Source organism: Paenibacillus donghaensis (assembly GCF_002192415.1).
Classification (GTDB): domain Bacteria; phylum Bacillota; class Bacilli; order Paenibacillales; family Paenibacillaceae; genus Paenibacillus_AQ; species Paenibacillus_AQ donghaensis.
In genome coordinates this window covers 4,751,590-4,774,856 of the sequence record NZ_CP021780.1, presented here as the reverse complement: position 1 = coordinate 4,774,856, position 23,267 = coordinate 4,751,590, and the positions used below count along the sequence as shown (strand labels likewise).

At 52.7% G+C, this 23,267-nt stretch carries 18 protein-coding genes; 15 read left to right on the top strand and 3 right to left on the bottom strand.

From position 1 onward, the window contains the following. The first annotated feature begins 4 nt into the window (after positions 1–4). From B9T62_RS21950 to B9T62_RS21900, 11 genes are all read left to right on the top strand, one after another. Positions 5–790, top strand: coding sequence for an amino acid ABC transporter permease (locus B9T62_RS21950; protein ID WP_087917251.1), 786 nt, complete (start codon positions 5–7; stop codon positions 788–790). Beyond that, positions 787–1,497: an amino acid ABC transporter permease gene (locus tag B9T62_RS21945; protein ID WP_087917250.1), complete on the top strand. Its 711-nt coding sequence runs from the start codon at positions 787–789 to the stop codon at positions 1,495–1,497. The genes B9T62_RS21950 and B9T62_RS21945 overlap by 4 nt, the downstream gene beginning before the upstream one ends. Further along, positions 1,494–2,246, top strand: a complete 753-nt coding sequence (locus B9T62_RS21940; protein WP_087917249.1) for an amino acid ABC transporter ATP-binding protein — start codon at positions 1,494–1,496, stop codon at positions 2,244–2,246. The genes B9T62_RS21945 and B9T62_RS21940 overlap by 4 nt, the downstream gene beginning before the upstream one ends. 11 nt (positions 2,247–2,257) lie before the next feature. After that, the gene (locus B9T62_RS21935; RefSeq protein ID WP_087917248.1) at positions 2,258–3,340 is read left to right on the top strand and encodes an LLM class flavin-dependent oxidoreductase; all 1,083 of its coding nucleotides are present in this window, start codon (positions 2,258–2,260) and stop codon (positions 3,338–3,340) included. A 20-nt stretch (positions 3,341–3,360) separates the two neighbouring features. Further along, positions 3,361–3,540, top strand: coding sequence for a hypothetical protein (locus B9T62_RS21930; RefSeq protein ID WP_087917247.1), 180 nt, complete (start codon positions 3,361–3,363; stop codon positions 3,538–3,540). Beyond that, the gene (locus B9T62_RS21925; RefSeq protein ID WP_087917246.1) at positions 3,518–3,988 is read left to right on the top strand and encodes a DinB family protein; all 471 of its coding nucleotides are present in this window, start codon (positions 3,518–3,520) and stop codon (positions 3,986–3,988) included. Before B9T62_RS21930 ends, B9T62_RS21925 begins: the two co-directional genes overlap by 23 nt. A gap of 35 nt (positions 3,989–4,023) precedes the next feature. Then, complete coding sequence (locus tag B9T62_RS21920; protein WP_087917245.1) at positions 4,024–5,361, top strand: LLM class flavin-dependent oxidoreductase; 1,338 nt, start codon at positions 4,024–4,026, stop codon at positions 5,359–5,361. Between the two features lie 392 nt (positions 5,362–5,753). Next, positions 5,754–6,593 (top strand): DegV family protein, encoded by an 840-nt coding sequence (locus tag B9T62_RS21915; protein WP_157793962.1) that lies wholly within the window; start codon positions 5,754–5,756, stop codon positions 6,591–6,593. Positions 6,594–6,611: 18 nt separating this feature from the next. Further along, positions 6,612–7,313 (top strand): response regulator transcription factor, encoded by a 702-nt coding sequence (locus tag B9T62_RS21910; RefSeq protein WP_087917243.1) that lies wholly within the window; start codon positions 6,612–6,614, stop codon positions 7,311–7,313. Then, positions 7,291–8,709: a sensor histidine kinase gene (locus B9T62_RS21905; protein ID WP_087917242.1), complete on the top strand. Its 1,419-nt coding sequence runs from the start codon at positions 7,291–7,293 to the stop codon at positions 8,707–8,709. The genes B9T62_RS21910 and B9T62_RS21905 overlap by 23 nt, the downstream gene beginning before the upstream one ends. A gap of 39 nt (positions 8,710–8,748) precedes the next feature. After that, positions 8,749–9,852: an AI-2E family transporter gene (locus B9T62_RS21900; RefSeq protein WP_087917241.1), complete on the top strand. Its 1,104-nt coding sequence runs from the start codon at positions 8,749–8,751 to the stop codon at positions 9,850–9,852. Between the two features lie 714 nt (positions 9,853–10,566). Here B9T62_RS21900 and B9T62_RS21895 read toward each other — a convergent pair. After that, a complete protein-coding gene (locus B9T62_RS21895) occupies positions 10,567–10,806 on the bottom strand; it encodes a hypothetical protein (RefSeq protein WP_087917240.1) in 240 nt (79 codons plus the stop codon). A 105-nt stretch (positions 10,807–10,911) separates the two neighbouring features. On the opposite strand from B9T62_RS21895, the gene B9T62_RS21890 reads away from it, so the two are divergent. Both B9T62_RS21890 and B9T62_RS21885 read left to right on the top strand, forming a co-directional pair. Continuing rightward, positions 10,912–11,946 (top strand): LacI family DNA-binding transcriptional regulator, encoded by a 1,035-nt coding sequence (locus tag B9T62_RS21890; protein ID WP_087917239.1) that lies wholly within the window; start codon positions 10,912–10,914, stop codon positions 11,944–11,946. Positions 11,947–12,680: 734 nt separating this feature from the next. Then, on the top strand, positions 12,681–16,034 hold the full coding sequence (locus B9T62_RS21885; protein WP_087917238.1) for an alpha-mannosidase: 3,354 nt from the start codon (positions 12,681–12,683) through the stop codon (positions 16,032–16,034). 65 nt (positions 16,035–16,099) lie between these two features. On the opposite strand, the gene B9T62_RS21880 is transcribed toward B9T62_RS21885, so the two are convergent. Next, entirely contained in the window at positions 16,100–17,386 is a 1,287-nt protein-coding gene (locus tag B9T62_RS21880; RefSeq protein ID WP_245863976.1) for a S8 family peptidase, read from the bottom strand. 174 nt (positions 17,387–17,560) lie between these two features. Here B9T62_RS21880 and B9T62_RS21875 point away from each other — a divergent pair, with 174 nt between their 5' ends. Beyond that, entirely contained in the window at positions 17,561–17,926 is a 366-nt protein-coding gene (locus tag B9T62_RS21875) for a hypothetical protein (protein WP_087917236.1), read from the top strand. 180 nt (positions 17,927–18,106) lie between these two features. On the opposite strand, the gene B9T62_RS21870 is transcribed toward B9T62_RS21875, so the two are convergent. Further along, on the bottom strand, positions 18,107–21,994 hold the full coding sequence (locus tag B9T62_RS21870) for an S-layer homology domain-containing protein (protein ID WP_087917235.1): 3,888 nt from the start codon (positions 21,992–21,994) through the stop codon (positions 18,107–18,109). Positions 21,995–22,217: 223 nt separating this feature from the next. Between B9T62_RS21870 and B9T62_RS21865 the strand changes: the two genes are divergently transcribed. Next, positions 22,218–23,234: a LacI family DNA-binding transcriptional regulator gene (locus B9T62_RS21865; protein WP_087917234.1), complete on the top strand. Its 1,017-nt coding sequence runs from the start codon at positions 22,218–22,220 to the stop codon at positions 23,232–23,234. Positions 23,235–23,267 lie beyond the last annotated feature (33 nt).

Here is a 23,267-nt window from a genome sequence, read left to right as displayed (position 1 = left end):
GCTTATGGGTGCGCCGTTTGACTTCAGCTTCATCATCACCTATTTGCCCAAACTGCTGACTACGTTGAATACAACTCTGCTGATCGTGATCTGCTCCCTTCTGGCCGGTATCGTTGTGGGCTTTGTTGTAGCCCTTCCTCGTCTGTATCAAATTCCAGTTCTGAAGACCTTCGCTGAGATCTATATCTCGTTCTTCCGGGGGACTCCGATTCTGATCCAGCTGTTCCTGTTCTATTACGGTCTGCCTGAACTGATGAAGCTGGTTCATGTGGATATGACACGCACGCCAGTGCTGGTCTTTGTCATTCTGACCTACGGGCTGCATACAGGTGCGTTTATGTCCGAAATGATCCGCGCCTCGGTAAAGGCGGTGGATAGGGGGCAGGTGGAAGCAGCTTATGCTACTGGAATGACCGCCTACCAGGCTTTTTCACGGATTGTACTTCCTCAGGCGCTTGCTGTGGCTGTTCCTGTGTTCTCCAATCTGGTAATCGCGCTGCTGAAGGATACTTCACTGGCCTTCACTCTAGGGGTTATGGAGATGACGGGCAAAGCACAGACCCTCGCCAGCCTAAGTCAGCACTTCATAGAAACCTACATTGCCCTGGCCCTAATCTATCTGGTGATCAGCTATACGATAGAACGGCTGCTGCTGGTGGCGGAGCATCGTCTCCTGCGTCATGAAGCACAGCCTAGTCCCGGAACCCAAACGTTCACATTGCTCAAAAACGGCTCCTATCGGCAAATTATTGCACACATGGGCTCTAGCAAGGGAGGTGGCGGTTTATGAAGCTGGACCCTTCATTTATCTGGACGGCATTTCTGCAAATTCTAAGCGCCATCCCGACAACACTATATATTACGATCGTTTCTGTTCTGGCCGGATTTATTATAGGGCTTGCTGTAGCCTTGATCCGGATTTACAGAATTCCTGTCTTGTATCCGTTAGCGGTGGGATATGTCACCTTTATACGCGGCACTCCGATGCTTACTCATCTGCTGCTGATCTATTTCGGACTGCCTATGCTTATCGATGGTCTTGCGGTCCAGTTCGGCTGGAGTTTCCGCTCGGTATCTATTCCGATGATCGGGTTTGCTTATATTTCGTTCTCGATTACCGCAGGAGCCTATATGTCGGAGGTGGTCCGCTCCGGTCTGCTGGCGGTGGACCGCGGTCAGATGGAGGCTGCGCACGCTGTTGGCATGACCACTCCCCAGGCCCTGCGGCGGATTGTATTCCCCCAGGCCTTGGCGGCAAGTCTGCCGAATCTGTCCAATTCGGTTATCGGCATGCTGCATGGATCAACGCTCGCTTTTACGGTGTCCGTCGTTGATATTAACGCCAAAGCGCAGATTGTGGCTTCGACGAACTGGAAGTTTTTTGAGGCTTATCTGGCGGCGGCTCTGATCTTCTGGGCACTTACGTTCCTAATCGAGCGAGCGACCTCGTTGCTTGAGAAACGGATCAATCTGTACAATCGGGGGGGAGTTCTATGATTAAGCTGGAGCGTATTTCGAAATCCTTTGGCCGCAATCAGGTGTTGAATCAGATTGATTTAACTGTTGCCAAGGGCGAGGTTGTGGTCATTCTTGGCCCCAGCGGATCAGGTAAAACCACTCTGCTCCGTTGTGTGAATTACCTGGAGAAGCCGAGCGGCGGGGCAATTTCCATCGGTGATTTCAAGCTGGACTGCAGTCATGCCCGCAAGAAGGACATTCATCAGCTGCGGCAAAAAACGGCAATGGTCTTTCAGCAGTACAATCTGTTCCGGCATAAAACAGCGCTGGAGAATGTGATGGAAGGACTGCTGATCGTTAAAAAGCTGCCGAAGGAGCAGGCAAGAGAAAAAAGCAAGGCACTCCTGGAGAAGGTCGGCCTCGGCGGAAAGCTGGATGCCTATCCAAGCCAGCTGTCTGGTGGCCAGCAGCAGCGGGTCGGCATTGCCCGCGCACTGGCGCTGGAGCCGGAGGTCATTCTGTTCGACGAGCCCACTTCTGCGCTGGACCCGGAGCTGGTGGGTGAAGTGCTGGCGGTCATCCGCAAAATTGCCAAGGAAGGTATTACTATGATTGTGGTAACCCATGAAATGGGCTTTGCCCGCGATGTGGCCAACCATGTGGTATTTATGGATGGCGGGGTGATTGTGGAAGAAGGAACACCGGCGGAGGTATTCAATCATCCACGGGAGGAAAGAACGAAGCAGTTTCTGAAGCGGATTACGCCGGAACTGAACTATTCCATCTAGGAGGCAATTTCATGGCTATAACAATCAGTGTACTGGATCAGAGTCCGATCTATCCGGGAGAAACGCCGGAGGAAGCATTCCGGCATACGGTTCAGCTGGCGCAATTATCCGAGCGCCTCGGTTTCCACCGCTTCTGGGTATCGGAGCATCACGATTCCGAGCAGGTAGCCGGCTCTTCCCCGGAGGTGTTGATCTCCCATCTGCTCGCCAAGACCGAGCGCATCCGGGTCGGCTCCGGCGGCATCATGCTGCAGCATTACAGTCCTTACAAGGTAGCAGAGAATTTCAACGTGCTGGCTTCGCTGGCTCCGGGCCGGGTGGATCTGGGAGTCGGGCGTGCTCCCGGAGGGCTGCCCCGCAGCACACAGGCGCTGCAGCAAGGAAGCCATGACTCCCCTTCCTTGACGGATAAAATTGTGGAGCTTGAGCAATATGTCCATAACCGGTTGGGGGAGGACCATCCTCTGCTGGGCCTGAAGGCCGGGCCGATCCCCGGAGAACCTCCCCGGCTGTATGTGCTGGGGGCAAGCACAGCCAGTGCCGAAATCGCAGCCGGACTGGGTCTGCCGTATGTGTTCTCTTTGTTCATTAACGGTGACCCTTCAGTGGCGCTGGAGGCGATCCGTGTCTATCGCAGCAGCTTCGACACTTCACAAGGGAAAGAGCCGCAGGCCATTATTGCCCTTGCCGTACTGGTGGCCGAAACCGAGGAGGAGGCCAGAGAACTGGCCGGAGCGCATAAGCTGATCCGGATACACCTGGCCAGCGGGAAGATACTGACGGTTGCCTCCCGCGAGCAGGCGGAAGCGTTCACCCGGCAGAGCCAGGAAGCTTATACCTTGGAAGAGCGGGAACCCGAAATTACAAAAGGAACCCAGGCGTCTGTTCGTGAGCAGCTGCTGGCCCTGGCGGCCGCATCGGGCGTGGAGGAGTTTATCGTCACGACCAATGTGCAGCCGTTTGACAAACGGGTCCGCTCCTTTGAACTGCTGAGCGAAGCGCTCACGGATGTGGTTGGGAATGACCACGAAACAACACCATTGTCCTACTCCTCTGTCGGAGCCAATACATCCGGTGGAGGTGCGGAATCATAGCGAATTCCCAGAGGTATGACGTGATTGTTGTGGGTGCCGGACATGGCTTCAAATTCTCCAGTGTTGTGGGAGAGATATTGGCTGATCTGGTGACAGACAATCGTTCCAAGCAGAATATTCAGCCGTTTGCACTATCCCGTTTCGGATCAGGCGACACTTACTTAGGAGGGAAACTGAATGAGCAATCTTCAAATTCATGATTACCTGCATACTCATCAGCAGCTATCACAAGCACTGGAGGAATTGACCCCAGAACAGCTGCACTGGAAAGCAGAGCCGGCCAACTGGAGCATCACCGAGGTGCTTGCACATTTAGCCGATCACAGCATCGTCGTGTCCTTCCGCATCCGCGACATTCTGGCCGACACGCTGGTACGGCTGCCGGTATTTAATCAGGATGCCTGGGTAAGCGGACAACATGCCAATCAAGGAGAGGCATCAGACAGCCTGGAGCTTGTGCGCAGTCTGCTTCATTATAACAGCCTGCTGTTTAGCAGACTTGATGCAGAGGAATGGAACAAAAGCGGGATTAATGCCAAGGGCCAGGCCGTCAGCATTGCAGATATTGTCCAGAGTTTTACGGGCCATGTCCAGACACATCTGGCTCAGATCGAACGGATCAAGCAAGCCGGAGCTGCTGTTTCTTGAAAGTACCGGACAGAACATTTATAGGAGGAATGAACATGACGAAGCCTAAACAACTGAAGCTGGGGGCCTTGCTGCATGGAGTCGGGGGAAGCACTTCGATGTGGCGTCATCCTGACGCTAAGCCGGATGCCAGTGTCAATTTTGAACTATACAAGCAGTGGGTGAAGAAGGCGGAGGAAGGCAAGCTGGATCTGATCTTCATCGCAGACGGCTTGTATATCAATGAGAAATCGATTCCCCATTTCCTGAACCGCTTTGAGCCGCTAACTCTGCTTAGTGCGCTTGCAGGAGTCAGCAGCAGAATCGGTCTGGTAGGCACATTGTCGACCTCCTACAGTGAGCCCTTCACCGTGGCGCGCCAATTCGGATCACTCGATGTGATCAGCGGCGGACGTGCAGGCTGGAATGTGGTGACCTCTCCGCTGGAAGGCTCCGCGCTCAATTACAGCAAGAAGGAGCATCCGGACCATGGCAAGCGCTACCGGATTGCTGCAGAATATCTGGAAGTGACGCGCGGACTGTGGGATTCGTGGGAAGACGGCGCGTTTGTGCGGGACAAGGAGACAGGCGTGTTTTTTGATCCGCAGAAGATGCATACACTGGATCATCAAGGTGAATTCTTCTCGGTCAAAGGGCCGCTGAATATCGCACGTTCGAAGCAGGGGGGACCGGTTATTTTTCAAGCAGGTTCTTCTGAGGTTGGCAAAAACTACGCTTCAAAGGAAGCGGATGCCATCTTCACCGGACACGATACACTGGAGGAAGGGCGGGAGTTCTACAGGGATGTGAAATCACGTGTGGCTTCCTCCGGCCGAAATCCCGATGAGGTATTGATCTTTCCCGGAATCGCGCCGATCCTGGGCGATACACCGGAGGAAGCGGAGCGCAAATACCAGGAGGTTGCCGGACTTGTGACGATTGAGAATGCGCTGAATTATCTGGGCAGATTCTTTGAGCATCATGATTTCTCGCAATATCCGCTGGATGAGCCTTTCCCGGAGCTGGGGGATTTGGGCAGAAACAGCTTCCAGAGCGGCACGGACAAGATTAAGAGAAATGCCAGGGAACAGGGGCTGACCCTGCGCGAGGTCGCACTTCAATCCGCCACACCGCGCAGCGGCTTCATTGGAACACCGGTACAGGTTGCGGATCAGATTCAGGAATGGTTCGAGAGCGGAGCTGCGGATGGATTTATGCTGGCGGCAGCCGTGCCGAACGGGCTGGAAGAATTCGTCGACCGTGTGGTGCCCATTCTGCAGGAGCGGGGATTGTTCCGGACTGAATACGAAAGCGATACGCTGCGTGGCAATCTCGGTCTGGCCATTCCGGCGAACCGTTATGCAGAGGTTTCGGAGACGGTGGGGAAAGCTTGAGATATATCCGGTTGTGAATTTATCTTTCTATATAGAAGGCATTTTCTTCACCCGTTAGAGGGAAGGAAATGCCTTTTTATAATGGTATGCTGTGAACATCGAAGATTCAGCTTTGTGGGGGTTGAGCGCTATTGTATAAGCTGCTGCAGCAATTCAGTCGCAATGTGGAATTCAATAGGCTATTAAGGGCGGAGGGCTGAACCTGTTCGTTAAATATTTAGTTATTCTTTAGGTTAGCTTTAAATTAGATTAAGAAAGGCAGGCTATTGTTTAAAGTAACCATTCTTGAGAAGAACGATAGAGAATCATTCACAATGAATTCCCTTCGGATTGTCGATGATGAATTGTAAATGTCGAATACGATATTAAGGAAGAGTAAGGAGGGCACTCTAATGCCCATCAAAATTATTACGGATAGCGGTTCTGATTTGCCTCTTGAGGTTGCTGAACAGTTCAATATTGACATCATTCATTTACCGGTTCATTTCGGGCATGAGCGGATGCCGGAAGATACGGATATCCAAACGTTTTATGCCAAAATGCGTAAATCGGAAGTGCTGCCGAAGACAGCCAGTCCCAGTCCGCAGGTATTCCTAGATACATTTAAAAAAGTGGAAGCGGGCACCGATATCATGGTCATATGTATGTCATCCAACATTAGCAGCACTTTTCAGACCGCGATGATAGCCAAGGAAATGTATGAAGAAGAAGGCCATCCGAATGCGATTGAAATTATGGATTCAAAGAATTTTTCCGGGGGGCAGGCCCTCATTGTGGCTACGGCGGCGAAAGGGTCGCTGACCTGCTCCAGTCTGGAAGAGCTCAAGCTGATGATCCTGGACAAAATCGAAGCTGTGAACGCGTACTTTACACTCCATACATTGGAGAATGTAATTAAGGGCGGACGGATGAACCGGTTGTCAGGCGCGGTGGCTTCCGTGCTGAACATCAAGCTGCTCCTGAAGATCAGCGAAGAGGGAACGGTTGAGGTCATGGAGAAGACAAGGGGGATTTCCAAGGCGCTCACCCATCTGCTGGACAAACTTGATGGCAAGCAGCATGATTATGATAAAGCTATGATTGCCATTGTGCACAGCAATTGTGAGCAACTGGCGCTGCAGATTAAGGAGCTTATTCTGGATAAGCATCCTTTCAAAGAGATATTGCTATCCTGTATGGGGCCGGTAATGGGTACTTATGCGGGTGAAGGCGGGATCGGCGTAGCCTTTTAGTGTAGAGGGGGATTCACAATGTATACTATTCTGATTGCTGATGATGAATCGGAGATTGTAGAGCTGCTGCAGCTATATCTGGAGAAGGAATATAACATTCTGCAGGCGCAGAACGGGAACGAGGCCTTGAAGCTGATAAAGAGCCACACCATTGATCTGGCAATTCTTGATATTATGATGCCGGGCATGGACGGGCTGCAGCTGCTCAAGCGAATCCGTGAGAATGATCATTTTCCAGTGTTGTTTCTTTCGGCCAAAAGCCAGGATCATGATAAAATCCTCGGACTGGGACTGGGCGCGGACGATTATATCTCCAAGCCGTTTAATCCGCTGGAAATCGTCGCCCGTGTAGGGTCCATGCTGCGGCGGGTGCATCAGTTCGATGCTCCGGCGGTACAAGAGAAGAAGGAGCAAATCGTGCTTGGACAGTTGACACTGGACCGGAGCAGCTGCCAGGTTCATGTGTCTGGAGAACCGGTAGCGCTAACCTCTACCGAGTACAAAATTCTCGAGCTGCTGATGGAACAGCCGGGCCGGGTTCTAACTCGCAAGAAAATTTATGAGGCGGTCTGGGAAGACTTCTATGTCTATGAGGATAACAGTATTATGGTGCATATCAGCAATATCCGCGACAAGATCGAGCGTGATTCCAAGAAACCGGAATACCTGAAGACGATCAGGGGATTGGGGTACAAAATTGAAGCACCCGTGGAAAAGTAGGGATAACCGACCGCTGCAGACGTCGCTCACACTCGATTTCCTGCTATTCAACTGTATGCTGATGCTGCTCGTGCTGGGGGTTTACCTGTTCATCCAAAAGGATATCACTCATCTGATTCTTGACCGGCTGATCCCCGATCCGAATCTGTCTGTCGAAGCTGGTGACTACCTCGAAGAGCAGGGGGAGGGCCCGCAGAGCACCCGGCTGCTGCAGAGCGGAGGCTGGCTGGAGATCCTTGATTCCGGCAAAGGGGTCATCCGTGTCATTGGAGAGAAGCAGGACCAGGTCCTTGCCTATGAGGAAAAGAGCCTCTATCTGGGACTGGAGAACCGCAGTGATCAGCCCTTCTACTACTCGATTGCCAAAGTGGAGGGAGACGCCCAGGCTGCCTGGCTACTGCTGAAGATTCCCCGTGACGTGATCAAAATATCAATTAATAATGAAATGCTGGTTTCCTATCTGAACCATTCCGTATTTTTCTATGTATTTCTAGTCAGCGGGTTGGTCCTCATACTGATCTTTGTATACAGCTATTGGGTCACGAGGCGGATCAAGAAGCCGCTGCGGGTTCTGAATCTTGGCATGAAGCAGATGATGGAAGGGCATTACAACACACGGATTACGCTCTACGCGGAGACGGAATTTCTGCGGATCGGCCAGAGCTTCAATTACATGGCAGATGTAATTGAGAAGACCACGGAAGAGAAGCGGCAGGCCGAGAAAAGCAAGCAGCGTCTGATAGTGGATCTGTCCCATGACCTGAGAACACCGATAACAAGTATTCAGGGTTATGCGCAGGCCCTTATCGAAGGCCGCGTCACCGACCCTGAACGGAAGACAAAATACTTGAATTATATACACAGCAAATCCGTTCAGGTGACGAAGCTGATTCAGCATATGCTGGAGCTGCTCAAGCTGGACTCGCCAGATTTCATCCTTCGCACAGAACGCCTGGAGCTGGGAGATCACCTGCGGGAGATTATTGCAGATACCTACGGCGAAATTGAGCAAAAAGAGTTCCAGCTTCAGCTGCAGGTTCCTGAAGAAGAGGTGTATGCCCATTATGATCCGGAGCTGTTCGCCAGCGTCATCAACAATCTGATCTCTAATGCACTGGCCTACAATCCTGAAGGGACCCGCCTGCGGGTAACGGTTATTCAGGAAGATACCAAGGTTCGTATTGAAATTGCCGATAACGGAGTGGGCATTCCCAGAGAACTCTGGTCTACGATCTTTGATCCGTTTGTGCGGGGAGATGAAGCCCGGACGGCAAGCGGTGGAACGGGGCTCGGTCTATCCATCGCGAAGAAAAACACGGAGAAGATGGGCGGCTCACTGGAGCTGGAGAGCAGGGAGGATGAGCCGACGGTGTTCACAATCCGGGTTCCGAGGTAGATAGCGGCAGCCGGATAAATTCTGAAATGGGAGAGAACCATGGCCAAATTAAATTTGTTTATCCGCATTTGTATCGCTGTACTGCTAGTGCTGGGAATTGTCTACGTCGGCGCACAGGTGAAGTTTATTTTTACACCGGTTCTATCCTTGTTTCGTGTGGCCATTGTGCCCCTTATGCTGGCGGTATTCTTCTATTATCTGCTGCGGCCGCTGATTGATCTGCTGGAATCACGCAAGTTGAACCGGACGTTGGCGATCCTGCTGCTCTATGTATTCATAGCCATTCTGCTGCTCGCATTCAGTGTAGGGGTATGGCCTTCTCTGCAAGATCAGCTGATGAATCTGGGCAATAATATGCCCAGTGTGTTCGCGGCAGTGGGTGAGCAACTGACGAAGCTGGAGGACAGCAAGCTGCTGTCTTCGTTTATTCCGCCGGACATGAATCCGACAGGCCAACTGATGGAATATTTGAACAAAGGTTTCTCGCTGATGACGAATTATGTATCGGAGCTTTTCTCTTTTGTATCGAATTTCGCGATTGTGCTGTTCACCTTTCCGATTCTGTTGTTCTATATGCTTAAGGAAGGTGGGAAGTTTGGCAAGAAAGTGGTGAGCATCTTCCCCAGACGCTACCATGAGGAGGGAACGGAAGTGGTTGCCGAAATCGACGGGGCGCTGAGCGGATTTATTGTAGGCAGGGTGCTTGTGAATCTGGCGCTTGGCGTGTTGATGTATATCGGCTTTCTCATCATCGGTCTGCCTTATGCACTGCTCTTGACACTGGTTGCCGTGCTGATGAATTTTATTCCTTTTATCGGAGCCATTCTGTCCGCCGTGCCGATCCTTATCATCGGCTTGATCGAGTCGCCTTCGACGGCGCTTTGGTCCATCGTGGTTGTGCTTGTCGCACAGCAGATTCAGGATAACCTGGTGGCACCCTATATTTTTGGAAAAAGCCTGGATATCCATCCGCTGACTACGATCATTCTGGTATTGGCCGGAGGTGACTTTGGCGGTATTATTGGCATACTCCTGATTATTCCGGTGTATATGATGCTCAAAATTATATCAGTTAAGCTATATCAGCGGTTTATCCGGCAGCGCGAGCAGCACCAGCAGCAGTCTGTGGAGCCGGGGGAATAACCTTAAGCAATCCTATCCCTTCTTAAGGAGGAATGGTGATGGATGTCCGCAGCGCGGTGGGGAACAGGATGGAAGGAGAGCTCTTGACTACTAAATGATCTGAAAAAGGGTTGATTCGCAGCCAGTTCAGGAGTGGGGAGTGGGAGTAGGGAGTGAGGAGTGAGGAGTAAGGAGTGGGGAGTAAGGAGTGAGGAGTATGGAGTGGGGAGTGGGAGTAGGGAGTAGGGAGTGGGGAGTGGGGAGTGGGGAGTAGGGAGTGGGGAGTGGGGAGTGGGGAGTGGGGAGTGGGGAGTGGGGAGTGGGAGTAGGGAGTGAGGAGTGAGGAGTGAGGAGTGAGGAGTGAGGAGTGAGGAGTGGGGAGTATGAAGTATATAGAGGGTGAGTGTGGAGCGTGGTGAGAAATACCTGCGTTTATACATCTTTTTGGAGACTATACGGGCGCTGTAGCTAAATTCCTGCAAAAATACATCTTTTTAGAGTAAATATGCCCTTGTGGCGGGAATCATCAGCAAATACCTGCACTATTGCAGGAATTACCCCCTGAATGCTCCGATTGGCTGAAAAAGCCTGCACATATGCAGGCTTTTCTTCTGAACATAACTCCAGAGAGCATACATAACTCCTCAACACTCACCCGAACATAACTCCAGAATACAACGCCAGAACACAACGCCAGAACATCCTTCTCACCATAAAGCCTAACGCGACCCCCGCTTATCTCCGTCTCGCCGTAAACAATGAGGCCTGGTAATGGGGAATCGCCTCAATGCGGTGAAACACGGCAATCTCCACACCCTCAAAACGCTCCAAATAAGCCGGGTTGACATGGCTGTGAACTGTACCTTTGCGCAGCGTCGTGATGGAGAGGTTCAGCTCATGCTCCGTAAGCGCCTCCTTAACCTGGTACAAGCGGATCTGCCAAGTATGCCCATAATGGATATAGTCGGTAAGCATCCGCCGGTCTCCGGCGGGGCGCGGCTGGCAGTGACATAGCAGAAGGCTGAAAAAGCGCTGTACAGCTTTTTATAACACGTGTTATACTCGCGGTGAGGTGTTGGAATGGGCAAAAAAAGAGTCACCAGTTTCGATGTAGCCAAACTGGCGGGGGTCTCCCGCAGCGTGGTTTCAGCTGTGATCAACGGCACGCCGGGGATTGGCGTGGGCGCAGAAACACGTGAAATTGTGCTGGCGGCGATCCGCGAGCTGAACTATCACGTGGATGCCCAGGCCCGCAGCATGAAGACAGGCCGGAGCATGAGTCTGGCCGCGTACGGGGATACGCGCCATCCGCTGTTTACCCGGCTGCTGGAGGGAATGCAGCGGGAGTGTGAGGCGAACGGGTATCATATTCTGCTCTGCTCGCCGGGCCACCGGGCCGGTGGGGAAGGAAGAGCAGAGCTGCTGAACCTGTATCACCAGAAGAAGATCGACGGCATCGTCACGCTGGATAACACCAGCTATGCTGATGGCGACTGGGCTGCGCAGGTCAGCGCAGCTGGAGTTCCATATGTCTCCGTGGAAGGCTACGCGGAGACGGAGGGCGTATACTCCGTGCTGGCCGATTATTACGGCAGCGTGGAGACGGCCTTGAATTACCTGCTGCGCGGGGGAGCGGATGGGCAGCAGGCACCGCGCTACGCCGAGGTCTACCACGGCGCCAGCCGGGACAACTGGGCGGAGCGTAACCGCCGCGGGGCCTACCGCGGCTGGTGCGAGGCGCGGGGCATGCAGCCGGTCATTCTCGCTGTCGAAGAACAGCGGGGAGAATGGCCGGAGGTGCTGGAGCGGCTCGCGGCGGCAGGCGGTGCGCTGCCGCCGCTGCTGGTCAATTGGTCCAGCGATGTGCCCGCGCTGTACCGGGCAGCCCATAAGCTGGGCCTGCGCATCGGGGAAGACCTGCGGGTCATGGCCGCGGACAACACCATCCAGGGACACCGGCTGAGCCTGCCGTCCCTGAGCTGTGTGGAAATCCCCTATGTGCGCATGGGGGAAGAAGCCGTGCGCTGCATCCGGCAGCAGTTGGAGCGCCGGGAGGGTCAGCAGCCGCACAAGATTTGGCTGCCCGCGGTACTGAGGGCGGGAGAAAGCGCGTAAGCGCAGAGGCGGAGGCCGTCCAATAGGGGACGGCGAAGCCGTTTTTTTAAAGGATAACACGTGTTATCTACGCGAGAGATCGAGTTGAGGTCGAGGTTAATAAGATGGCGTATTTCAGTGCACCCATAGTTACTGTTTAAGTTCCCAGCGAGTTAGGTTCAGCGATAATCTAGTATGTTATTTGGAGCTTTCAGGGAATTGAGATGCGAAAGTGGTTACTGCTTAGGTCCCAGTGAGAATTTAGAAGGTTGCTTGGAGCGTTCGGGGCAATTAGATGCATATTCGGTTACTACTTAGGTCCCCTAGCCCTCTTCGCTCGTAACCCTCGCTTCGATTTCAGACGGTTGCGGACTCAGGAGCCTCTATTTGCTGTACATAGGCCGTTTTGCAGGATTAACGGACCCAGGAGCCTCTATATCACAGAAAACACTCGCTTTAGAGCCTGTTTTGACGACTTAGGGGCTATACGGTCCGTAAGACTTCAAAAGATCGTAGATAGGAGGAAATAGGGGCTATACGGTCCGCTAAAATGCAGGTTACCTAGTTCAAGGGCTTGGAGTGTCGCAGGGTCCTAAGTAGTAACCATATTCGCAACTAAATCGATGTTTCGGGGTTTCAAGCAGTACGAAGATGTACGAAGTAATGTAGCAGTCGGCAACCAAAGGATAGTCTGCAACAACAGGATAGTCGGCAATAGCAAGGATAGTCTACTAAAACTCTGGGAGGCTTATAACATGTTCTGGACTGAGGAGAAGCTGGCGTTACGGTTGAAGGAGCTGGAAGGGTACCGCTACCGTGAGGCGGTAAAGCTGGATGAATGGCTGGTTGCAGCAGATAAGGAAGGGGCGAACGGTACTTATCCCGGGGCCATCACAGGGGAGCAGAAGCTGCGGATCGGGGATTACTGGACGGGGAATGACGTATACCTGTGGCTGCATCAAAAAGTAAGCGTGCCCATAGAGTGGAAAGGAAGCCGAGTGGTTGGACTGTTCGATTTCGGAAAGACGGGCGGCGGGAACAACAAGGGGTTCGAGTCACTGCTGTTCTTGAACGGCGTGCCCTATCAGGGGGTCGATTCGAACCACCAGGAGGTGTTTCTGGAGGAGGACACAGCCGGTAAGGAGCTGGATTTCACCTTCCGGCTGTGGTCGGGACTGAACGGGGACGGGCGGCCCGTCCCGCAGGAGCACCGGATCATCCGGGCTGAGCTGGCGGTGTTAGATGAAGCTGCGGATAATCTGTATTATACCGGCCGGGCGGCGCTTGATACCGTAAAGCTGCTGGCGGAGAATCAGATCGAGAAGCAGGAGCTGCTGATGGCGCTGAACCGTTCGTTCAACCAGCTGGATTGGTCCCGGCCGGGCAGTGCGTCTTTCTACAGCTCTGTACGTGAAGCGGAACAGACGCTGCTGGCCGCGCTTGCCGGACTGGAACAGAAACATCCGGTGACGGTTACTGCCATTGGGCATACCCATATCGATGTAGCTTGGCTGTGGCGGCTTGCGCATACCCGCGAGAAGGCGGCGCGCTCTTTCTCCACCGTGCTGAGGCTGATGAAACAGTTCCCGGAATATGTATTTCTGCAGACGCAGCCACAGTTGTACGCCTATATCAAGCAGGATTACCCGGAAATTTATGACCAGATCAAACAGCGGGTGGAGGAGGGCCGCTGGGAGGCCGGAGGGGCAATGTGGCTGGAGGCGGACTGCAATCTGACCAGCGGGGAATCGCTGGTTCGGCAGATCCTATACGGCACGAAGTTCTTCCGTGAGGAATTCGGGGTGGAATGCAAATATCTGTGGCTGCCTGACGTGTTCGGCTACAGCTGGGCGCTGCCGCAGATTCTGCGCAAGTCAGGCATCGACACCTTCATGACGACCAAGATCAGCTGGAGCCAATACAACCGGATGCCGCATGATACCTTCCGCTGGCGGGGCATCGACGGCAGTGAGGTGCTGACCCATTTCATTACTACCCCGGATGCCCCGGATGCCAAATCCTGGTATTACACTTACAATGGACTCATCGAGCCTTTTACGGTGCAGGGGATTTGGAATCAGTACCAGGATAAGAATCTGAACCGCGAGCTGCTGCTCTCCTACGGCTACGGTGACGGAGGCGGCGGAGTCAACCGGGAGATGCTGGAGATGCGACGGCGGCTGGATGCCATGCCGGGAATTCCCCAAGTGAAGCCGGGGCGGGCGGATGAGTATTTCGAGCGGCTGCATGAAACGGTAGGCAGCAGCGATCAATACGTCCACACCTGGGATGGCGAGCTGTATCTGGAGTTCCACCGGGGGACGTATACGAGTCAGGCCTACAATAAGCGGATGAACCGCAAGCTGGAGCTGCTCTACCGTGAAGCGGAATGGCTGCAGGTGCTGTTGGCCGCCGAGACAGGCAGCTTCGGTCGCTATCCGGCAGAGCAGCTGGCGGCGGGCTGGCAGATCATCCTGCGCAATCAGTTCCATGATATTATTCCCGGTTCCTCCATCCATGAGGTATACGAGGATTCCAGGGTGGAATATGCCGAGGCAGAGGCGATTGGTCTGGAGGCGGCAGCGGCAGCGACGACAGCATTGGTCTCCGGCGGGGAAGCAGCGGATCTTGCGGCCCCCGCCACCAATGCGGACAATGTGGCAACTCCTGTGGACTTCGCCACTAGTCAGGACAACGTGGTAACTCTTGCGGACCTCGTCACCAGTCTGGACAGTGCGGCAGTTCCTGCGGACCCCGCGACCGATGCTGACAAAGCGGCCCCCGCCACAACCCCCGCCTCCGGCACAGACACGGCGGGCCGCAAGGAATATACGCTGTTCAACAGCGCGCTATTCACTAGCGGCAGGTTGGCCGTTATCCCGCATCCCCGGCAGCATGCGCTGTGGGTGGATGCCGCCGGGGAACCGCTGGCCGCCCAGCGCTGCGGGGATTCCTGGCTGGTGGCCGTACCTGAACTGCCGCAGTTGGGCAGTGTAGTCATTTCGGCCCGGTCCGGCGAAGGTGAAGGTGGCAGGGGTGAATCGACTCTGCCGCCGGAAACTCCATTTACCTGGCAGGATTCCCGGCTGACGACTCCCTTCTACATTCTGGAGTGGAATGAAGCCGGACAATTAAGCCGGATCTATGACCGCAAGGAGGCGCGTGAAGTGCTTGCTGCCGGAGAGTACGGCAATGTGCTGCAGGTGTTCGAGGATAAGCCGAGAATGTACGACGCTTGGGACATTGACCTGTTCTACCAAGAGAAGATGCGGGTCGTTACGGATCTTCTTGCCGTGGAGCTAGTTGAGAACGGGCCATTGTCCGCGGAGCTGCAGTTCACCTGGAAGTATATAGACTCGTCCATTATCCAGCAGGTGAAGGTGTATGCAGCCAGCCGCCGGATTGATTTCGAGACGCAGATTGACTGGCAGGAGCAGCAGCAGCTGCTGAAGACGGCTTTCCCGGTAGCAGTGCGGGCTACGGAGGCCACCTATGATATCCAGTTCGGCAATGTGAAGCGCCCGACCCACTGGAATACGAGCTGGGATTACGCACGCTTCGAAAGCGTAGGCCACCAGTGGGCCGATCTCTCGGAACGCGGCTACGGGGTCAGTCTGCTGAATGACTGCAAATACGGCTATGACATCAAGGATCATGTCCTGCGGCTGTCCCTGATCAAATCAGCTACCAGCCCTGACCCGTTCGCCGATCAGGGCGAGCACCGCTTCACCTATGCGCTGCTGCCGCATGCCGGAGACTGGGCTGCTGCGGACACGGTGCAGGAGGCCTGGGCACTGAACAATCCGCTGCATGCAGCGGCAGGCGCATATGCCGCAGGAAGCGGCAAATCGCTGCTGACTTGCGGTGCAGCAGGCATTGCCGTCGATGCAGTGAAGCTGGCCGAGGATGGCAGCGGCTGGATTGTACGGCTGCATGAGTATACGGGAGCACGCTGCTCAGCCGTGCTCGGCAGCGACTACTCCATCGTCTCCTGGCAGGAATGTGATCTGCTGGAACGTCCCCTGGCACGGGAGGCGGTGAGCGGCCCGGCAATCACACTGGAATTCGGGCCTTATGAGATCCATACTTTATTGGTCAAGTTCGTGTAAGAAGAACCGGCTGCACCTTCCATAGAGGTGCAGCCGGTTTTTTGCCGTTTTAGCGGTGCATAAGATCATGAATGACGGGATTTGGTTTTTGAAAAAGCACTCTTAACCCCCAGAAATCTCATATTGAGCTCTCCACTCCCGGCAGTGTTGGCCGGTAGTCCAAGGCGGAAGGCATTCCGCTTTAGAATTGCTTTTACCTGCCGGGGGCGAAGCGACGGATTCTGCTGCAGCAATTGTGCAATGGCACCGGAGACCAGTGGTGTTGACATGCTGGTGCCGGAGAGCACGAAATAGGCTTTGCCGTAACGCAGGTAAGGAAGCTGGCGGTCAAGGGCAGAGCCTGGTGCGCGCAGCGAGATGATAGACTCCCCGGGAGCGACCAGGTCCGGCTTCCTGGAGCCTCCCGGCGCAGGCCCCCGGCTGGAGAATCCGGTGATGCGGTCATCCGCCTGCACAACTGTGCGGCGGTCGTCGACTGCACCGACAGTAATAGCCGCCGGACTGATGCCGGGAGATTCGACCGTGCCGCTCCCGGGACCGTTGTTGCCGGCGGCAGCAACGACGTTCAGTCCAGCCTTCACGGCGAGTTCCACCGCTTGGCAGAGGGGATCGTCCTTACAGGAGGTGCCTGACGGGCCGCCAAAGGACAGGGAAAGGATGCGCAGCTTTAACTTTTTCCGATTAGCGACACACCATTCAATCCCTTGGATGATCGTGGAATCATAACCGCTGCCTTCCTTATCCAATACCTTCACGGCAACGATTCCTGCTGCCGGAGCCGCACCTTGGTAGACACCTTTGCTCACCCAGCCGTTTCCAGCGGCATCTCCGGCAATATGTGTACCATGGCCGTTGTCGTCGTAGGGACGTTCTCTATGGTTGACGAAGTCCTTGAACGCCACAATCCGGTTAATTGGCCGTGTCAGGTCCGGATGCGCGAAGACGCCCGTGTCCAGAATGGCAATGTTGATTCCCTTTCCGGTAAGTCCTTTTTTCTTCTGAAGCGTTGCCGAGCCAATGGAGGGTGTCGCTATATTAAGCGATGTCTTTCTGATTCTGTCCAGATAAATGCTCCGAATCCCGCTGCAGCGGCACAGCTGCCGTAGACATTTCGGCGATACCCTCGAGGCTATTGAATTGAGCAGGCGAAGACGTCTGGTAACCGGCATTCTGTGAGCACCCAGCTGTTTACGCAGCGCATGAATCCTGCTGCGCTTAATTATGTGGTCGAATTGAATAATTACAGGAATAGCAGTCGTATTGCGGGTTGAGAGGGGCGTTTGTAGAAGCTTCTTCCGCAAAGGCTGATGAAGCTTAATCATAGGATTTTGCAGCCGGCGCTGTCCGTTCATTATTATGAGTTCACCTCGATTGTGTACCCTATGCATGAGCAATGGAGTGGGTGCATGGCTACAAATCTAGGATGATGTTCACACATTTTAGAGAGAAGAAAGGCTAATAGGATTTCCAAGAGATTTACTTCTGCATTTACTAAGGTATCCTCCAAGAAAGTGGTGAAGTTAACGATGAAAGTTCCGAATAAGAAACCCGTGTTGAAGAATAGAACGCTGCTGTCCAGTAAATTGAGATCCGCTGCAGCACCAAGAAAAAGACGCAGAATCAGACAAACTCTGGACCGCTTTATTGTTGTGGCAGTCAATGCAAATTCTACGAATTCACCTAAAGATACCTCCGGCTGGACCGCAACCTTAACCCCTGAAACCGGAGCACCCATTACCGCTGATTTTGATGATTTCGGTGTAGCCAGATTCACTACGATCAGCACCCTGACCGATGTGTCCTATACGTTAAGAATTAGAAACGCCAACAATATGGTGTTAGTTACCCGCGCCGTGCCGGCGAACCGTGAATTTTACGTAGCCCGATTCTAGTAGGTTGAAGACGAAACGGCTCTCATTCCGTAAAGGAGTGCAGGGCCGGTTTTCGGTTTTTGGCGTACAACAGGAGAGATACCTTAGAAGCCGTGTTCCATTTGGGAACACGGCTTCTAAGGATATAGCTCTGGCGGCTAACACATGGATGGGTCTAGCTTTATTGGTGCTGCCTACTTGTTAATTAGAGAATTGATCCAATAAAGCTTTCAGTTCCGGGTCTAGACAAAGGGCATTCAGAATAATGGTTAATGCTTCGGCTCTGGTTGCAGATTGATCCGGGGCGAATATGCCATTGCCTCTTCCTTTGATCAATCCAATTTGTGCGGCTTGGCTAATCTGCGACTGATTCCAGGAATTTGCGGTGTCCCTGAAGACGATGTCACCTTCAACAGATGTGGCAAGGCTGAAATTGACGATTCTAGATAGAATCATTACGATTTCGGCGCGGCTTATTTCCCGATCAGGATTAAACGTGCCATCTGGATACCCGGAGATGATTCCGTTCGAAGACAGAACGGATATCGCATCTTTAGCCCAATGTTCATCAACATCACTTAACGGATTAAGGGAGGAGTCCGATTTCATCAGTCCAAATACTTTGGTAACGACGGTGGCGAATTCAGCTCTTGAGATGCTTTTATTCGGTTTGAATGTACCGTCCTTATAACCGTTGATCAGGTTTAGTTTAAGATAAATCGAGATGGTCCTGGTGCTCCATAGATTGGAGATGTCTGTAAAATTTGCTGAAGTTGTTAGCCCCTCGGATGTCTTAGCAAGGAGTGTTTCTTTTAATCGGTTCGCATTCACTCCGTCAGCAAAAATTGTGGACTGCGGATTCTCAACGGGTACAGGAATTTGTGTTGGCGCAGCTGAAGGTGCTGCTGTCGGCACCTGACTTGGAAGCAGGTTTGGGTTCGAGCCTGGTGCAGCGCCAGGATTCTGACCCGGGCTTGTGCTCGGCACCGGGCTTGTGCTCGGCCCCGGACTTGCACTCGGCACTGGACTTGCGCTCGGCACTGGACTTGCGCTCGGCACTGGACTTGCGCTCGGCACTGGACTTGCGCTTGGCACTGGACTTGCGCTTGGCACCGGACTTGGGTCTGGTTTGGGGGTTTCAGGTTTTTTAATAATCAAAGATTGCAGCTGTTCTCCATCGGCCTTTCTGGTTTCAATCTGGATATGATCCTTGTCAATGGTTATAGCGGAATACACCGGGAAATTGTCATCATACAAATACTCCAAGTAATCGTGCTTGACCGCGTCGTAGAATTTCCAGCCGGAGGAACCTCCAGCCAGATAGACCGTGCCCTGACTGCCATCCTTCATCGGCTGACCGTTCTTCATGGGATACGTCCAAGCGAGTGCATGATCATGGCCCACCAGCACCAGATCTACTCCAAATTCCTCAAGAACGGGCGCCAGATAATGGGTAACCAGCTCCGGGCCGCGCCCATCTTCTGTATGATAGGCAGGACGGTGGAACATGGCTACATTCCATTTCTTAGAACTTGTATTTAAGTTCTCCCGCAGCCATACGGCTTGTTTCTGCATGTCCACTTCATCAGCTTCCGAGTTCAAGACCACAAAATGGGTATCCTCATAGTCGTACGAATAGGTCAGATGCTCCTGTCCTATCATTCCGTTGTTCGGCAAGCCCAAGGCGGTTGTAAATACTTGCTTCCCGCCATTCTTGACATCATGATTTCCGATGGTGTAGGCAGAGGGAACCTCGCCGCTATACAGCTGCGTCGCTTTCATGTCCTGCTCCCATTCATTCATCACACCGCCATCATCGACAATATCCCCACCATGCATAACAAACCGGATATCCGGGTATTGGGATAAAGCGCTGCTCAGTAAATTCTGATGAATATGGAAGGCCTCTTCACTATTGGTATGGGAATCTGTAACGAACAAGAAAGAAAAGGAACCGGGAGTTGCCGCTTCTGTCTTGAACGTATGCGGGTCGCTCCAATGACCGGGGGAACCTACACGGTATTGGTATTCCGTATCCGGTGACAGATTCTGCAGCAAACCTTTGTGGAACAATGTTTCTCCCACGCCGTCGGGAGCCAATAGAAGCTCTGGTTCAGCAGCTTGCTCCATGATATTCGGTTGATCAAAAGCTGTAAATTCACTGGCTTTCACATATTGAATGATCCCGTGCTCTATGCGGGGCGCGGTTCTCCAAACGATGCTTTGGGTTGTTTTTAAATCCTCTGTGACAAAGGTTCTTACATACTCCGGCTCATCTGTACCCAACTGCGGGACTACAGGAAGCGTGAACATCTTACTGACCTTATCCCCGTTCACTGCCTGCAGATCGAGGCTTGTTAAGGCCAACGTCGCCAGATTTGTCCGGATTTCCCCCTTTGCATCGGTTTGTCCCCAGCTATCCGATAAGCGCGCGATTTCAATAGCAGAACTTGAGATCCAACCCGTCACCTTGCCGTCAGGCAAAAGTACAGCAGTGAATTCTCCGCTGGTGGCCCCGCTTGAAAAAAACTGATGGCCATTGGAAACCGAAGAGAGCTCAGGCGAAGCTGAATCAGCATTGGTATAGACAACTGTCTGTGCGGCCTTCACCTCTGCATAGTACTGAGGATGTAGCGCATTAGGAAGAGTAACAGAAACACCTTCTACTGGTACCCCAGCATCATCTGTCACCCGAAGCGTACTTTGGGAATGAAGAGAGCTGCCTTTTACACTGAGCACGTAAGGGAAACCAATCTTGTATTGGTGGGGGGCCGCCAGCGCATAGACTGCTTCTCCAACCGTCATTCGGAAGCTGCCGTCGCTCATCGCAATGGATTTGAACAACTCGCCGCGTTCCATTTTGGCACTGGGTTTTACGGCTATATCCAGCAGCATAACAGTACCATCGGCTGGCAATGTATTACCGCTTATTCCTGCAAGCTTGAGTTGGTATTGTCCCTTTACAGAGTCGATTTCATTTTGGGTGACCCATGAAGCATTTACCGTGGGCTGCGCTGAGGTGATCTCCAAGGTTTGCGGATCATAATCAAGCTTTGCGTAGGCATCCTTCAATTCACCGGCATTTTTAATCTGAAGCTTTAACTGGAACGTTTTGTTGCTGATCACTTCCGAAGGTGCATCCAGATGATATTGAATCCCCTCGCGAATGTAAAAGCTGCTGCTGCTCTGGGCGGGATTGCCGTACATGTCATATACAGCCGCTTGAACAGTGTGGTAGCCTCCAGCCATGGCTGAGGAGGGCTCAAAAGAAATCATGCCGGTAGGGGCTTCATATACAGACTGTACGGAATGACCATCGATATCCAGGGTAATGGACGCCGGATCAATGCCGGATTGGGAATCTGTCGCCAGAAGTTGAATATGTGGAGAAGAGGTATCAATAATGGCTTCATGGCCTGGAGATATCATATCCAACTGAGGGACGCCCATTTCTTCATTAGGGTCCTGTTCATAAACCAGACGGACATCATCGACCCATACGGTCCCTTTATTTTTCTTGTCCAAAACCGATTGTTCGATCCGCATATAGATTTCCAGCTGGATCGGTCCAACTTTGTCCTGAGGAATATCCCCCTCGATGTATTTCCACCCGTTCCAGTTCACACCAATATTCTCATCCAGATATTCCACCTCAAAAGACTTCCCCTTGCCGTCTCTAAACTTGCTGAAGATGAGATGTCCGTCGTTATTGCCGTATATCCACATTCCGATCTTCTTGGGCATTCCGGTGATCGGAAGCGCCGTTGCCGGACCTACATAGATATAAGAAGGATTTTCTTTAATCCCAATGTAATCATAGTCCATGCGAACGGAACTCATCCCTGAACGGATATGCTTTGGGTTAGACTCCAGACTCATGGATCCTGAGAAGTTTCTTTTTTGCACCAATACATTATCGTTTAGGTTATTCTCGAAATCTTCAATGACTACGGAAGGGGGGGCAGCTGCTTCAGCGGTAATAAGACCTGCGGGGAATAGAGTGTTTACTAGAGTGGCAATAAAAAATAAGCACATGGTTGACCTGTTGATTATCTTTTTAAATCTGCGGCGGGTACTGCTGTTCAGCATGTTGTTCTCTCCTCTGTCTCTCGGTTATTCTTCGAAATTAACACTAGTAAGGATTACATAATACTGATTCTAAAGTGGAAGTGTTCCTATTGTGTTAAACGAAAGATTTGTTATGTAAATGTTTAAAATAAAACCTGAATCCTGAAAAAAGCTATTGTGCTGAAAACGTTTTTATGATAATTTAGATTTATAAAAACGTTTTTATAGCGAAGGAACAATGACTATGGCGAAGATAACCATTAAAGACGTGGCCCGCGAAGCGGGAGTCTCAATCTCAACGGTCTCCAATGCATTGAACAATGTGGATGTGCTGAATCCGGAGACCAAAGCACATGTGCTGCAGGTGGCGAAGCGGCTGAATTATGTTCCGAACCTTAACGGCAAGCAGTTGAAGTCGGGGAAGACGAAGATGCTTGGGTTTTTCACCACCAGTGTATCGGGTCCATACTTCTACAAGCTGGTTGAAGCCATGGCCAATGAATGCGACAGGCTCGGCTACGGGCTGAATGTGTTCGTCACGAAGGATAAGCAGGTGGTGATGAGCAATATTCTCGGCCGCCGTGTCGATGGGGTTATTATCTATGAAGAGTTCCGCATTGACGAGAAGGACATTATGGCGATGAAGAAAGAGAAGATCAAAGCGGTTTTCCTCGACCGGATACTGGAGAATGAAACGATGGGCAGTGTGATTTTTGATTCCCATGAATCCGCGTATGAGGCGACCAAATATCTGATCGGCCTCGGCCATAAGAAGATTGCCTATATTTCGGGCGTGGACACCATGTTTGACAGCGTGGAGCGCCAAGCGGGTTATCAGGCCGCGCTGCGGCAATACGAGCTTCCGGTGAGCGAGGATTACATCCTGCAGGGCTATTTTGAGGAAGGCAGCACCTATAATGCGGTCAAGTCCTTTCTGCATCATCAGCCGGGCAGGCTGCCCGATGCCTTTCTGGCAGGGAATGACCTCAGCGCGATGGGCTGTATCCAGGCGCTGCGCAGCCGCGGGTTCGAGGTTCCCGGGGATGTCAGCGTCATGGGCTTCGATGATATCGACATTGCCCAGTATTACACGCCTTCGCTCACAACCGTGCGCAACCAGATCGCCAGACAGGGCATTCTGGCCATCGGCCAGCTGGTGCGGATGATTCAGAAGAAGGACCAGGGGCAGGTACAGAAGCTGGCGGGCGAGCTGATCGTGCGCGGCTCCACTCATGTGAAGATCGGACGGAATGATATCTGAGTTTTCAGAGGTAATCATTCCAGGGTCCGTATA

Bases quoted from the DNA above. Each gene is read 5' to 3' on its own strand.
- B9T62_RS21885 (WP_087917238.1), top strand. From the start codon at position 12,681: ATGTTCTGGACTGAGGAGAAGCTGGCGTTACGGTTGAAGGAGCTGGAA.
- B9T62_RS21875 (WP_087917236.1), top strand. From the start codon at position 17,561: ATGAAAGTTCCGAATAAGAAACCCGTGTTGAAGAATAGAACGCTGCTG.
- B9T62_RS21865 (WP_087917234.1), top strand. From the start codon at position 22,218: ATGGCGAAGATAACCATTAAAGACGTGGCCCGCGAAGCGGGAGTCTCA.
- B9T62_RS21935 (WP_087917248.1), top strand. From the start codon at position 2,258: ATGGCTATAACAATCAGTGTACTGGATCAGAGTCCGATCTATCCGGGA.
- B9T62_RS21920 (WP_087917245.1), top strand. From the start codon at position 4,024: ATGACGAAGCCTAAACAACTGAAGCTGGGGGCCTTGCTGCATGGAGTC.
- B9T62_RS21950 (WP_087917251.1), top strand. From the start codon at position 5: ATGGGTGCGCCGTTTGACTTCAGCTTCATCATCACCTATTTGCCCAAA.
- B9T62_RS21870 (WP_087917235.1), bottom strand. From the start codon at position 21,994: ATGCTGAACAGCAGTACCCGCCGCAGATTTAAAAAGATAATCAACAGG.
- B9T62_RS21895 (WP_087917240.1), bottom strand. From the start codon at position 10,806: ATGCTTACCGACTATATCCATTATGGGCATACTTGGCAGATCCGCTTG.
- B9T62_RS21910 (WP_087917243.1), top strand. From the start codon at position 6,612: ATGTATACTATTCTGATTGCTGATGATGAATCGGAGATTGTAGAGCTG.
- B9T62_RS21880 (WP_245863976.1), bottom strand. From the start codon at position 17,386: ATGAACGGACAGCGCCGGCTGCAAAATCCTATGATTAAGCTTCATCAG.
- B9T62_RS21925 (WP_087917246.1), top strand. From the start codon at position 3,518: ATGAGCAATCTTCAAATTCATGATTACCTGCATACTCATCAGCAGCTA.
- B9T62_RS21890 (WP_087917239.1), top strand. From the start codon at position 10,912: ATGGGCAAAAAAAGAGTCACCAGTTTCGATGTAGCCAAACTGGCGGGG.
- B9T62_RS21900 (WP_087917241.1), top strand. From the start codon at position 8,749: ATGGCCAAATTAAATTTGTTTATCCGCATTTGTATCGCTGTACTGCTA.
- B9T62_RS21915 (WP_157793962.1), top strand. From the start codon at position 5,754: ATGCCCATCAAAATTATTACGGATAGCGGTTCTGATTTGCCTCTTGAG.
- B9T62_RS21940 (WP_087917249.1), top strand. From the start codon at position 1,494: ATGATTAAGCTGGAGCGTATTTCGAAATCCTTTGGCCGCAATCAGGTG.
- B9T62_RS21945 (WP_087917250.1), top strand. From the start codon at position 787: ATGAAGCTGGACCCTTCATTTATCTGGACGGCATTTCTGCAAATTCTA.